A 13,105-nucleotide genomic window follows, 5' to 3' on the forward strand; every position below is an offset into this window, starting at 1 on the left:
CTCGCCGGTGAAAGGGGCCTTGAACCTTGCACAGGTCTGGAGGCCGCCTCCGCTGGCAAGCCAGCCCCTACATGGCCTTGCAGCCGCGGCCGATCAGGTCATTGGTGGCGACCCAGTAGACCAGGCCCTCCTCGCCCTTGACGTGAAACGCCAGCATGTCGTCGCTGTACAGCGAGCCCGAACCGCTGGGCTCAAGCTTCAGGCGGCGTACCTGGTCGTCGCCCCCCAGGCGCACGTCGACGGCCTTGCGGCTGTCGTCGGTGTAGCGCCAGAGCACCTGGGCCTGGCTGTCGCAGGTCCAGGTGGTCCAGTTGTCAGTGGTCGGCGACTTGAGCAGGTTCAGGTTGGCACAACCTGCCAACAAGCCCAGCATCGCCACGGCGATCAAACCTTTCATCAATGTTCCTCGGCGGGCGGCCAACAGGCCCCGGCGCGTTGCGTTAACCCATCTGACCCGTCAAGGGCAACCCTGTTCCCTGGCCTTTGACGGCGTCTCGTACTTCTCCAGGCCCTCAGGGCCCAGGCGCTTGTTGATCACCGGAGCCGTCTCGGCCTGCCAGTCAGCCTGGTAGCAGCCTTTCTGCACCTCGCCGGCATCCTCCGCAGGCGTTGCCTTGGGGGCACTGGAGCAGCCCGCCAGCAACGCCACGGCGATCAACAGTGGCAACGTCTTGACCATCAGAACACTCCTTTGCCCGGCCAATCGAGGCCTCAGGCCTTGGCCCGGGCTTCCAGGACTTCAACCGCCGGCAGCACCTTGCCCTCGACGAACTCGAGGAAGGCGCCGCCACCGGTAGAAATGTAGGAGATCTGCTGGGCTACGCCATATTTGTCGATGGCTGCCAGGGTGTCGCCGCCGCCGGCAATGGAGAACGCGGCGCTGTCAGCGATGGCCTGGGCCAGGACCTTGGTGCCATTGCCGAACTGGTCGAATTCGAACACGCCCACCGGACCGTTCCAGAGGATGGTCCTGGAGGATTTCAGCAGTTCGGCGAACTGCGCGGCAGTCTGCGGGCCGATGTCGAGAATCATGTCGTCATCGGCCACATCGGCGATCAGCTTGACGGTGGCCGCAGCGCTCTCGGCAAATTCCTTGGCCACCACCACGTCCACCGGCAGCGGTACGCTGACCTTGGCGGCGATGGCGCGAGCGGTGTCCAGCAGGTCCGGCTCGTACAGCGACTTGCCCACCGGATGCCCGGCAGCGGCGAGGAAGGTATTGGCGATGCCGCCACCGACGATCAACTGGTCGCAGATCTGGCTCAGGCTATTGAGCACGTCCAGCTTGGTCGACACCTTGGAGCCGGCAACGATGGCCGCCATCGGCTTGGCCGGGTTGCCCAGGGCCTTGCCCAGCGCGTCCAGCTCAGCGGCCAGCAAAGGACCAGCAGCAGCCACTTTGGCGAACTTGGCCACGCCATGGGTCGAACCCTCGGCGCGGTGCGCGGTGCCGAAGGCGTCCATCACGAACACGTCGCACAGGGCGGCGTATTGCTGGGCCAGCTCGTCGGCGTTCTTTTTCTCGCCCTTGTTGAAGCGCACGTTCTCGAACAGCACGATGTCGCCGGCCTTGACCTCGACACCACCCAGGTAGTCGGCCACCAGCGGTACTTCGCGACCCAGGGCGCGGCTCAGGTAGTCGGCTACCGGCTTGAGGCTGTTCTCGGCGGAAAACTCGCCTTCGGTCGGGCGGCCCAGGTGCGAGCAGACCATCACTGCCGCGCCTTTTTCCAGGGCCAGCTTGATGGTCGGCAGCGAAGCCAGGATTCGCGCATCGCTGGTGACAACACCGTCCTTGACTGGGACGTTGAGGTCTTCACGGATCAGCACGCGCTTACCTTGCAGATCGAGGTCGGTCATCTTCAACACGGTCATGGGTCGCAATTCCTGGGTTACTGTTCTTCAGAAACAGAGAGTTGAGTGTCAGTGCGTGGAGCGGCTGTGTGCAGGTAGTGCCCAGCTACGTCCAGCATTCGGTTGGCAAAGCCCCATTCGTTGTCGAACCAGGCCAGGATGTTCACCAGCCGGGGGCCGGAAACACGGGTCTGACTGGCATCGACGATCGCCGAATGGGGATCATGATTGAAATCACAGCTGGCATGCGGCAGCTCGGTGTAGGCCAGCAGGCCCTTGAGCGGACCGCTGGTGGCGGCCTCGCGCAGGATCCGGTTGACCTCGGTGGCGTCGGTATCGCTCACGGTCTGCATGGTGATGTCCAGGCAGGACACGTTCACCGTCGGCACCCGCACTGCTTTGGCCTGAATTCGCCCGGCAAGTTCCGGCAACAGGCGCTCGATACCCCGCGCCAGACCGGTGGACACCGGGATCACCGACTGGAAGGCCGAACGGGTACGCCGCAGGTCTTCATGGTGATAGGCGTCGATCACCGGCTGGTCGTTCATCGCCGAGTGAATGGTGGTGATCGATACGTACTCCAGGCCAATGGCCTGATCCAGCAGGCGCAACAGCGGCACGCCGCAGTTGGTGGTGCAGGAGGCGTTGGACACCAGCCGTTCGTCGCCGCTCAGGCAGTCCTGGTTCACCCCATAGACGATGGTGGCGTCGACATCCGCCTCGCTGGCCATCGGCTGGGAGAACAGCACCCGCGGCGCGCCGGCGTCGAGGAAACGCTGGCCGTCTTCGCGGGTGTGGTAGGCACCGGAGCATTCCAGCACCAGATCGACGCCCAGGGACGCCCAATCGATGCCTTCGGGGGTGGCACTGCGCAACACTTTCACGCAGTTGCCATTGATATGCAGACAATCGCCATCGACCTTCACCTCACCGGGAAAACGCCCGTGGGTGGAATCGAAGCGTGTCAGGTATTCAACGCTGGCCATGTCGGCCAGATCGTTGATGGCAACGATCTCGAACCCGGCCGCAGCCCCTCGCTCGAACAGAGCACGCAAGACGCAACGACCAATCCGGCCGTAGCCGTTGAGTGCAACTTTGTAGGGACGCGGTTGAGGCATGGGGTTCTCAATGACCGGTGGTGAAACCATCAGCTTCGTGCTGCCTGCGCCATCGTCATCGCGAGCAAGCTCGCCCCCACAAGGACGGTATACATCCCTGCAGGAGCGAGCTTGCTCGCGATTGCGTCAGTACAGACAACCCGGCTTCCGGGTTTAGTCTTCCAGCAACTCTTCGGCCTGGCCCAGGATGTTGTCCAGGGTGAAGCCGAACTCTTCGAACAGTGCCGAAGCCGGAGCCGATTCGCCGTAGGTGGTCATGCCGATCACGCGACCTTCCAGACCCACGTACTTGAACCAGAAGTCGGCATGAGCCGCTTCGATCGCGATACGTGCGCTGACCTGCAGCGGCAGAACCGATTGCTTGTAGCCAGCGTCCTGAGCATCGAACACGCTGGTGCAAGGCATGGAAACCACGCGCACCTTGCGGCCTTGCTCGGTCAGTTTGTCGTAGGCCTGAACGGCCAGGCCGACTTCCGAACCGGTGGAGATCAGGATCAGTTCAGGCTCGCCTGCGCAGTCCTTCAACACATAGCCACCGCGGCTGATGTCGGCGATCTGGCCGGCATCGCGGGTTTGGTGCTGCAGGTTCTGACGCGAGAAGATCAGCGCCGAAGGGCCGTCTTTACGCTCCAGCGCGTTCTTCCAGGCCACCGCCGATTCAACGGCATCGGCCGGGCGCCAGGTGTCCAGGTTCGGCGTGGTACGCAGGCTGGTCAGTTGCTCGATCGGCTGGTGCGTCGGGCCGTCTTCGCCCAGACCGATGGAGTCGTGGGTGTAGACATGGATCACACGCTTCTTCATCAGCGCCGACATGCGCACTGCGTTGCGGGCGTATTCCATGAACATCAGGAAGGTCGCGCCGTAAGGCACCAGGCCGCCGTGCAGGGCAACGCCGTTCATGATGGCGGTCATGCCGAACTCGCGCACGCCGTAGTACATGTAGTTGCCGCTGGCATCTTCAGCGCTGACACCCTTGCAACCTTTCCACAGGGTCAGGTTGGAACCGGCCAGGTCGGCCGACCCACCAAGCACTTCCGGCAGCAGGGGGCCGAAAGCATTCAGGGTGTTCTGGCTGGCTTTGCGGCTGGCGATGGTTTCGCCCTTGGCGGCCACTTCGGCGATGTAGGCGTCGGCCTTCTCGGCGAAGTCGGCAGGCAGGTCACCGCTCAGGCGACGTACCAGTTCGTTGGCTTCGGTTGGGAAGGCAGCGGAATAGGCCGCGAAACGCTGGTCCCACTCGGCTTCGGCAGCGCGACCTTTTTCCTTGGCATCCCACTCGGCATAAATGTCGGCCGGGATTTCGAACGGACCGTAGTTCCAGTTCAGCGCCTGGCGGGTCAGGGCGATTTCCGCGTCGCCCAGTGGGGCGCCGTGGCAATCTTCCTTACCCTGCTTGTTCGGCGAACCGAAACCGATGGTGGTCTTGCAGCAGATCAGGGTCGGCAGCGGGCTCTTGCGCGCGGTGTCGATGGCGGTCTTGATCTCTTCCGGATCGTGGCCGTCGACGTTGCGGATCACTTGCCAGTTATAGGCTTCGAAACGCTTGGGCGTGTCGTCGGTGAACCAGCCTTCGACTTCGCCGTCGATGGAGATGCCGTTGTCATCGTAGAAGGCGATCAGCTTGCCCAGGCCCAGGGTGCCGGCCAGGGAAGCGACTTCGTGGGAAATGCCTTCCATCATGCAGCCATCACCCAGGAACACGTAGGTGTGATGGTCGACAATGTTGTGGCCTGGACGGTTGAACTGCGCCGCCAGGACTTTCTCCGCCAGGGCAAAGCCCACAGCGTTGGCCAGGCCCTGGCCCAGCGGGCCAGTGGTGGTTTCCACGCCTGGGGTGTAACCGAACTCCGGGTGGCCCGGGGTGCGGCTGTGCAGCTGGCGGAAGTTCTTCAGGTCATCGATCGACAGGTCGTAGCCGGTCAGGTGCAGCAGCGAGTAGATCAACATCGAGCCGTGGCCATTGGACAGCACGAAGCGGTCGCGGTCGGCGAAGGATGGGTTGCTCGGGTTGTGCTTCAGGTAGTCACGCCAAAGTACTTCGGCGATATCCGCCATACCCATAGGGGCACCTGGATGGCCGCTGTTGGCTTTTTGCACGGCATCCATGCTGAGGGCACGAATGGCGTTGGCACGCTCACGACGGCTGGGCATCGCTGATCTCCTGGGGATTGAATAAAACGAAACGGAAAAAAGGCCTGCATTTTCCCTCAGGCGTCAGGCGGGGGCAATGACAGATAGTCACTCAGGCATGTTTTTCCCCTGTTGAAGACACAATCCATTGATGAAACCCCTTCGCCGCTCGTTGACTGTAGAAGCAGAGGCTCTGGAAAAGCCCCTACAGGCACCAATATCAAAACTTTTTGATATTGGCCTTGCGAGCATTTGCGGGCATCTCTAGACTGCTGCCCCATGAACCTGCCCGCGCCTGCCATCAGCCATGACGATTGCGACGAACTGGCGGCCCTGTGCAAGGCCGGCGGCGACCCCCTGCGGCTGAATGTATTGCGCGCGCTGAGCAACGATTCGTTTGGTGTGCTGGAGCTGGCGCAGATCTTCGCCATCGGCCAGTCGGGCATGAGCCACCACCTGAAGGTCCTGGCCCAGGCCAGCCTGGTGGCGACCCGCCGTGAAGGCAATGCGATTTTCTATCGCCGCGCCCTGCCCCATACCGGGCTCCTGGGCGGCAAACTGCACGCAGCTTTGCTGGAAGAGGTCGACCAGCTGAACCTACCGGGCGAGGTACAGGCCCGGATCAGCCTGGTGCACCGGCAGCGGGCTGCAGCCAGTCAGGACTTCTTTTCCCGGGTGGCGGAAAAATTCCGCGCCCAGCAGGACCTGATCGCAGGACTGCCCCAGTATCGCGACAGTGTGCTGGCGCTGCTGGACAAACTGAGTTTCGACCCAGTGGCCACGGCCATTGAAGTCGGCCCCGGCGACGGTGGATTTCTCCCCGAGCTGGCCCGACGCTTTGCCCGGGTTACCGCGCTGGACAACAGCCCGGCGATGCTGGAGCTGGCACGCCAGCTGTGCGAACGCGAAACATTGGCTAACGTCAGCCTGCAATTGGCCGATGCACTGAACGGTGTACAGCTGCAGGCCGATTGCGTGGTGCTGAACATGGTCCTGCACCATTTCGCCGCGCCGGCCGAGGCCCTCAAGCAGATGGCCCAATTGCTGCAACCAGGCGGCAGCCTGTTAGTGACAGACTTGTGCAGCCACAACCAGAGTTGGGCCAAAGAGGCTTGCGGCGATCTCTGGCTAGGGTTCGAACAAGATGATTTGGCCCGTTGGGCCACCGCTGCGGGACTGACTCCCGGGGAAAGCCTGTATGTAGGCTTACGTAATGGTTTCCAGATCCAGGTTCGCCATTTTCAGCGACCGGCTGGCGACACTCACCATCGGTAAATTTAGGAAACCTTCAAGATGAGCGAATACTCCCTTTTCACCTCCGAGTCCGTGTCTGAAGGGCATCCGGATAAAATCGCTGACCAGATTTCCGATGCGGTGCTGGACGCCATCATTGCCCAGGACAAGCACGCCCGCGTAGCGGTCGAGACCCTGGTCAAGACTGGCGTGGCCATTGTTGCCGGCGAAGTCACCACCAGCGCCTGGGTCGACCTGGAACAGATCGTTCGCGATGTGATCTGCGATATCGGCTACACCAGCTCCGACGTCGGCTTCGACGGTGCTACCTGCGGCGTGATGAACATCATTGGCAAGCAGTCCCCCGACATCAACCAGGGCGTCGACCGCGCCAAGCCGGAAGATCAGGGCGCTGGCGACCAGGGCCTGATGTTCGGCTACGCCAGCAACGAAACCGAGGTGCTGATGCCGGCGCCGATCACCTTCTCGCACCAACTGGTCCAGCGCCAGGCCGAAGCCCGCAAATCGGGCCTGCTGCCTTGGCTGCGCCCGGACGCCAAATCCCAGGTCACCTGCCGCTACGAAGGCGGCAAGGTGGTCGGTATCGATGCCGTGGTGCTGTCGACCCAGCACAACCCCGAGGTGTCCTACAACGACCTGCGCGAAGGCGTGATGGAGCTGATCGTCAAGCACGTGCTGCCTGCCGAGTTGCTGAGCAAGGACACCCAGTTCCACATCAACCCGACCGGCCAGTTCATCATCGGTGGCCCGGTAGGTGACTGCGGCCTGACCGGCCGCAAGATCATCGTCGACAGCTACGGCGGCATGGCCCGTCACGGCGGTGGCGCGTTCTCCGGCAAGGATCCATCCAAGGTCGACCGTTCCGCCGCTTACGCCGGCCGCTACGTGGCCAAGAACATCGTTGCCGCCGGCCTGGCCGAGCGCTGCGAGATCCAGGTGTCCTACGCCATCGGCGTGGCCCAACCGACCTCGATCTCGCTGAACACCTTCGGCACCGGCAAGATCAGCGACGACAAGATCATCAAGCTGGTACGCGAAGTGTTCGACCTGCGCCCCTACGCAATCACCACCATGCTCGACCTGCTGCACCCGATGTACCAGGAAACCGCTGCCTACGGTCACTTCGGCCGGGCTCCGCAAACCAAGACCGTGGGTGACGACACCTTCACCACCTTCACTTGGGAAAAGACCGACCGCGCCGACACCCTGCGCGCCGCTGCCGGCCTGTAAGCTTCACCTGGCAACATCCAAAGCCCCGCCCGGCCCGCCCGGCGGGGCTTTTTTGTCGCCTGAGGTTTCTTGCTCATCCCGCAAACCGCTGCTGGTACGGGGCCGAGCGAGCAAGGACACAGGTGTTCCCTGACGGGGAAACACCTCGCAACCACCTTCGTCCCGGCCGTCAGCCAATCCCCTCTAGCCTTTAGCGCATGACCCACAGAGCAAGGATGCTCCCCATGCTGCCAAGAGCCGTTGTGCTGCTGAGCCTCACTCCATTCTTCGCCCAGGCCGCCTGCCCCGACTGGCCGGTTCCCCGTGCCACCGATGAAATCACCGCCCTGCAGCAGCAACTGCAGCGCTGGGATAGCAGCTATTACCGTGACGGCCGATCACTGGTGGCGGATGAGCTCTACGATCAGGCCCGCCAGCGCCTGCTCACCTGGCGCCAGTGCTTCCCCCAGGCTCCCCGGGCAACGGACCAGCCCCTGCTCGGCGCCGGGGGCAGCATCCGCCACCCCATCCCCCACACAGGGGTGGAAAAACTCGCCGATGCCAATGCCGTGACGGGGTGGCTCAAGGGCCGCGACGACATCTGGGCGCAACCCAAGGTCGACGGCGTAGCGGTGACCCTGATCTACCACCGGGGGCAGTTCCAGCAAGCACTCAGCCGTGGCGACGGCGTGCATGGCCATGACTGGACCCGTGCAGCCTGGCAAATCGAGGCCATACCCAAACGACTGCCACGGCCCGTCGACCTGTTGCTGCAAGGAGAGCTCTATCTGCGCCTGGAGCAGCATGTCCAGGCTCGCTCCGGCAGCCTCAAGGCGCGCAACCGGGTGGCAGGCTGGATGGCTCGCAAACAGCTGACAGCGGCGGAGGCCGCGCAGATCGGGCTGTTTGTCTGGGACTGGCCCCAGGGCCCGGCTACATTGAGCGAACGCCTGGAACAACTGGCAGACCTGGGCTTTGTCGAACCCCGCGAGTACAGCCGGCCCGTAGGCGGCTTCGCCGATGCACAACAGTGGCGGGCCCGCTGGTATCGCTCGCCACTGCCCTTTGCCAGTGACGGCATCATCCTGCGGCAAAGCCGGCGTCCCGCCGCCGAACGCTGGCAGGCCAAGGCCCCATACTGGATTGCCGCCTGGAAGTACCCCTACGCCCAGGTGCTGGCCAGCGTTCGTCAAGTCGATTTTCGTATCGGCCGCACGGGGCGCATCACGCCCCTGCTGGAGATCGAGCCGGTGACCCTGGACGACCGGCAGATCCGCCGTGTCAGTCTCGGCTCACTGCAACGCTGGCGATCCCTGGATATCGTTCCCGGCGATCAGGTAGCCATCAGTCTCGCCGGGTTGAGCATCCCGCGCCTGGATGAAGTGGTACTCAGAAGCACCCTGCGCCAAAGCATCCAGCCCCCGCGAGAAGCCGACTTTCACTTCCTGAGTTGCTGGCAGCCATCACCCGGCTGCGAGGAACAATTTCTGGCCCGACTGACCTGGCTCAGCAGCAAACAAGGCCTGAACCTGCAGAATATCGGCAGCCGGACCTGGGCCCGGCTGGTTGAAACAGGCCGTATCAAAGGCCTGCTGGATTGGCTGACCCTGGATCAGGCAGAGCTTGCTAACATTGCCGGCTTTGGTGATCGCAGCAGCAAGCGTTTGCTCGAGAGCCTGCACAGCGCCAGGCAACAGCCCTTCCCACGCTGGCTCAAAGCCCTCGGCATCCCGCCCAGTGGCTCGGCCGACCTGAGCGGGCCATGGCAGGCCCTGGCCATGAAAAGCAGCCTGGACTGGCAGAATGAAGCCGGTATCGGAGCGGAGCGGGCCGCACAACTGGTGGCGTTTTTTCGCGCTCCAGAGGTCCTGGCCTTGCAAGGCGCCCTGAACAGCGCCGGTATCGAAGGTTTTTAGCCCGATGGCACGTGGAACCACCCAAGCCGGAATACGCTCCAACAGCCCATTCCCGGTACAACAGTCAGTATTTTTATTGGTTATTTCTTGATCTTTTTCACCTGGAGCCTTCAATGAAACTTTTTCCATCGCTCGCCACCCTGACCCTCTGCAGCCTGATGAGCGCGCCACTGCTGGCCGCCGAGCAGGCCCCCGAGCTGACCGGCTGCGCCGCCAAGCGCCAGGCCATCATGAACCAGATCGAACAGGCCAAGGCCCACGGCAACAGCAATCAGCAGGCCGGCCTGGAGCGCGCCCTGAGCGAAGTGACCGCCCACTGCACCGACGCCTCGCTGAAGAAAGAGCGGGAAAACAAAGTGCTTGAGGCCAAGCATGAGGTCAGCCGACGCCAGGCCGACCTGGAAAAAGCCATGAAGAAAGGTGACTCGGAGAAGATCAACAAGCGCAAGGACAAGCTTGCCGAGTCGCGCAAGGAACTGCAGCAAGCCCTGGACGAACTGGACAAGTAAGCAACCTGATGCCGCGGCCCTGCTCAGCAGAGCCGCCAATCAGTGATTGCGGAACTCTTTGTGGCAGGCGCTGCAAGCATCCTCGACCTTCTGCACCGCCGGCCCCAGATTGCTGGCCTTGTAGGGCTGGACCTGGCTGATCGTCACCAGCTCACCGGTGGCGGCTTCCAGGGTGCGGGCCAACTCCTGGAAACGCGCCTGCTTGCGCCAGACGTCATCGGTGGCGCTGCTGTGATCCTCTTCCTTGACCTCGGGGAAGTGCTTCCACGGCTCATGGGACAGGCTGTCGAGTTTCACCGCGCCTTCGGCAAAGCGCGCGCCGTCGAAAGGAATCCGCCCACGCAACATGCCCCCCAGGTCCTCGCCGGTCTTGAGCATCTGCTTGAAGATCGCCTTGCGCTGGCCCAGGGGAGAATTGGGATCGACACCGCCACAGGCGGAAAGCGTCAGGCAGGCCAGCAATACAACAGAAAGTCTTTTTAGCGTCATGGTGGCTTCAGGTCTGGTCACGGAAACGGCGGCCAGTATCCTCGCCTCCCCGGCAAAGACCAATAGCCCTATTAATAATATGGGTTGTCCCCCATCACCAATGCGGCGGGCAGCCTCTCAAGGAAATACAGCATGAACCCGAGCCCGCTCCGCTGGCCTCGCCATCTGCTCTGGGCCCTGCCGGCCCTGGCGCTGCTCGCTGGCTGCAACGGCGGCGACAATACCAAGCCAGCCCCCACCCACGCCCTGGCCACCTACAACAGCGCCACCTGGGACGCCCTGCCCAACGTCGCCGACAACGACCTGCTGGCCGGTTTCGGCTCCTGGCGCAGCGCCTGCACCCGCCTCAAGGCCGACCCGGTGTGGGGCGCCACCTGCGCCGCAGCCGCGACGGTGCCGCAAACCCCCGAGGCCATCCGCGGCTTTCTCAAGGAGCACCTGCAGGTCTACGGCCTGCGCTCGGGCAACGGCAGCAGTACCGGCCTGATCACCGGCTACTACGAACCGGTCTATCCCGGCAGCCTGACCCAGACCCAGGTGGCCAATGTGCCGGTATACGGCGTGCCGGAGGACATGATCATCGTCGCCCTGGACAGCCTCTACCCGGAGCTCAAGGGCAAGCGCCTGCGTGGCCGGCTCGAAGGCCGGGTACTCAAGCCCTATGACGATGCGGCGACCATCGAAAGCAAGGGAACCAAGGCCCCGGTGATTGCCTGGCTGACCGACCCCATGGACCTGCAATTCCTGCAGATCCAGGGGTCCGGGCGAATCCAGCTGGATGACGGGCGCCAATTGCGGATCGGCTATGCCGACCAGAACGGCCACCCCTACCGTCCCATCGGCCGCTGGCTGGTGGACCAGGGCGAGCTGAAGAAAGAGGACGTGACCATGGGCACCATTGCCGCCTGGGCCAAGGCCCACCCGGCACGGATTCCCGAGCTGCTGGGCAGCAACCCCAGCTACGTGTTCTTCAACCGCAACCCGGATAGCAATGAAGGCCCGCGGGGCTCGTTGAACGTACCGCTGACGTCAGGCTATAGCGTGGCCGTGGACCGCAAGGTGATCCCCCTGGGCAGCCTGCTGTGGTTGTCCACCACCCGCCCGGATGGCAGCAGCCTGGTACGGCCGGTAGCCGCCCAGGACACGGGCGGCGCAATCACCGGTGAGGTGCGCGCCGATCTGTTCTGGGGCACGGGCGATGCCGCGGGGCAACTGGCCGGAGACATGAAGCAGCAGGGCCAGATCTGGATGCTCTGGCCCAAGGGCGTAGCGCTGCCCAAGGTGCCGGAAGTGCCCGACGCCCCTTGAGCCCCTGCAGGAGCCGGCTTGCCGGCTCCTGCAAAAGGGTGTCTCAGACTGAAACGAAGAAGAAACTGGCGATCAGGCCCATGCCCACGAACCACACCAGGGACCGCAGGATCGCCCAGTCCGCCAGGTAGCAGATCATGTACAGCAGGCGGCTGGTGATAAACAGCACCGCCAGCACGTTGATCGTCACCAGCTCGGCGTTACCTGCTACATGGGCGATGATCACCGCCGCAGCGAATGCCGGGGTCACCTCGAAACCGTTGAGCTGCGCGTTGTGGGCACGCTTGGGCAAACCCTCCAGAGTACTCAGGAACGCCCGTGGGTCATGGTTGTAGCGAAGCCCGTATTTGCCGGCGCCCTTGGCGATGGCAGTACAGAGATAGGGCAGGATGATTGCAATCAACACACACCAGAAAGCGACAGTCATGGAGCAAATCCTTTTTTAGAGTTTTTAGGGAGCCTTCAGAACTTCATCACCAACATGCCAATCAGCACCAGTCCACAGGCTAAGAGCCGTGGCCGGCCGAAAGGTTCTTTCAGGTAGCGCATGCCGAACAGCACCACCAGGATCACACTGATTTCACGCAACGCAGCCGCTTCGGCGATCGATCCCAGTTGCATGGCCCAAAGCACCAGAGCGTAGCTGAACAACACGCAAAACCCGACGCTCAGCCCCAGGCGCCACTGCTCGCGCCAGAACAGGGCAAAGGCCGGGCGCTTCCAGACCACCGCCACCAGCGGAAAGGGCCAGGCGCTGAGCAGCGTGACCCAGGTCAGATAATCCAGCGGGTGCGACCAGCGGCGCAGCGCCTGGCCGTCAATATAGGTGTAGCAACCGATGCACAGGCCGATCAGCGCCACCACCGGCAGCATCGACCAGGGCAACCGTGCCCCGCCGCCGCCCTGCCAGAGCAGGCAGAGCATGCCGAAGGGAATCAGCAGAATGCCTAGGACCTGCTGAGTGCTCAGCGCCTCGCCGGCGAAGACCAGGGTCAACGCCAGCACCACCAATGGCGAAAGTCCGCGCATCAACGGGTACACCAGCCCGAGATCCCCCACGCGATAGGCCTGGATCAGCAGATATCGATACAAGAGCTCGAATGCCGCCGAGGCGATGATCCAGGGCCAGATCTCCAGTGGTGGGGATTCGAGAAAAAACAGCATGATGGCCACGAACAGCAGGGCCACGGTGTCCATGCAGGCCACCACCAGCAAGCGCTCGCCACTGAACTTGATCAGGGTGTTCCAGGCTGCGTGCAACAACGCCGCCACCAAAACCAGACTTGTCGCCAGCACCTTGCACTCCCTGGTTGCCTGA

General features: G+C 63.1%; 13 protein-coding genes. 5 read left to right on the forward strand and 8 right to left on the reverse strand.

Annotation, left to right across the window (positions count from 1 at the left end):
- Positions 1-67: 67 nt before the first annotated feature.
- From M2395_RS23940 to tkt, 5 genes are all read right to left on the reverse strand, one after another.
- Positions 68-397, reverse strand: a complete 330-nt coding sequence (locus tag M2395_RS23940; RefSeq protein ID WP_011063956.1) for an MliC family protein — start codon at positions 395-397, stop codon at positions 68-70.
- A gap of 60 nt (positions 398-457) precedes the next feature.
- Positions 458-679, reverse strand: a complete 222-nt coding sequence (locus M2395_RS23945) for a hypothetical protein (RefSeq protein ID WP_011063957.1) — start codon at positions 677-679, stop codon at positions 458-460.
- 32 nt (positions 680-711) lie between these two features.
- A complete protein-coding gene (locus M2395_RS23950; protein WP_011063958.1) occupies positions 712-1,875 on the reverse strand; it encodes a phosphoglycerate kinase in 1,164 nt (387 codons plus the stop codon).
- Positions 1,876-1,892: 17 nt separating this feature from the next.
- Positions 1,893-2,972, reverse strand: a complete 1,080-nt coding sequence (gene epd / locus M2395_RS23955; RefSeq protein ID WP_011063959.1) for an erythrose-4-phosphate dehydrogenase — start codon at positions 2,970-2,972, stop codon at positions 1,893-1,895.
- 153 nt (positions 2,973-3,125) lie between these two features.
- On the reverse strand, positions 3,126-5,123 hold the full coding sequence (gene tkt / locus M2395_RS23960) for a transketolase (RefSeq protein WP_011063960.1): 1,998 nt from the start codon (positions 5,121-5,123) through the stop codon (positions 3,126-3,128).
- 258 nt (positions 5,124-5,381) lie between these two features.
- Here tkt and M2395_RS23965 point away from each other — a divergent pair, with 258 nt between their 5' ends.
- From M2395_RS23965 to M2395_RS23980, 4 genes are all read left to right on the forward strand, one after another.
- Positions 5,382-6,377, forward strand: coding sequence for a metalloregulator ArsR/SmtB family transcription factor (locus M2395_RS23965; RefSeq protein ID WP_011063961.1), 996 nt, complete (start codon positions 5,382-5,384; stop codon positions 6,375-6,377).
- Positions 6,378-6,395: 18 nt separating this feature from the next.
- Positions 6,396-7,586 (forward strand): methionine adenosyltransferase, encoded by a 1,191-nt coding sequence (gene metK / locus M2395_RS23970; RefSeq protein WP_015637335.1) that lies wholly within the window; start codon positions 6,396-6,398, stop codon positions 7,584-7,586.
- A gap of 224 nt (positions 7,587-7,810) precedes the next feature.
- Complete coding sequence (ligB, locus tag M2395_RS23975) at positions 7,811-9,481, forward strand: NAD-dependent DNA ligase LigB (RefSeq protein ID WP_077934899.1); 1,671 nt, start codon at positions 7,811-7,813, stop codon at positions 9,479-9,481.
- A gap of 113 nt (positions 9,482-9,594) precedes the next feature.
- Positions 9,595-9,990, forward strand: coding sequence for a DUF1090 domain-containing protein (locus M2395_RS23980; protein ID WP_011063964.1), 396 nt, complete (start codon positions 9,595-9,597; stop codon positions 9,988-9,990).
- Positions 9,991-10,029: 39 nt separating this feature from the next.
- Here M2395_RS23980 and M2395_RS23985 read toward each other — a convergent pair whose 3' ends face one another.
- Positions 10,030-10,479: a cytochrome c gene (locus M2395_RS23985; RefSeq protein ID WP_011063965.1), complete on the reverse strand. Its 450-nt coding sequence runs from the start codon at positions 10,477-10,479 to the stop codon at positions 10,030-10,032.
- A gap of 132 nt (positions 10,480-10,611) precedes the next feature.
- Between M2395_RS23985 and M2395_RS23990 the strand changes: the two genes are divergently transcribed.
- Complete coding sequence (locus M2395_RS23990) at positions 10,612-11,787, forward strand: murein transglycosylase A (protein WP_015637337.1); 1,176 nt, start codon at positions 10,612-10,614, stop codon at positions 11,785-11,787.
- Between the two features lie 43 nt (positions 11,788-11,830).
- Here the strand turns inward: M2395_RS23990 and M2395_RS23995 are convergent, their stop codons facing one another.
- Both M2395_RS23995 and M2395_RS24000 read right to left on the reverse strand, forming a co-directional pair.
- The gene (locus tag M2395_RS23995) at positions 11,831-12,214 is read right to left on the reverse strand and encodes an MAPEG family protein (protein WP_011063967.1); all 384 of its coding nucleotides are present in this window, start codon (positions 12,212-12,214) and stop codon (positions 11,831-11,833) included.
- 35 nt (positions 12,215-12,249) lie between these two features.
- Entirely contained in the window at positions 12,250-13,083 is an 834-nt protein-coding gene (locus tag M2395_RS24000; protein ID WP_011063968.1) for an EamA family transporter, read from the reverse strand.
- Positions 13,084-13,105: the final 22 nt, after the last annotated feature.

The sequence above is a fragment of the Pseudomonas sp. BIGb0176 genome, assembly GCF_024810175.1.
GTDB lineage: Bacteria > Pseudomonadota > Gammaproteobacteria > Pseudomonadales > Pseudomonadaceae > Aquipseudomonas > Aquipseudomonas protegens.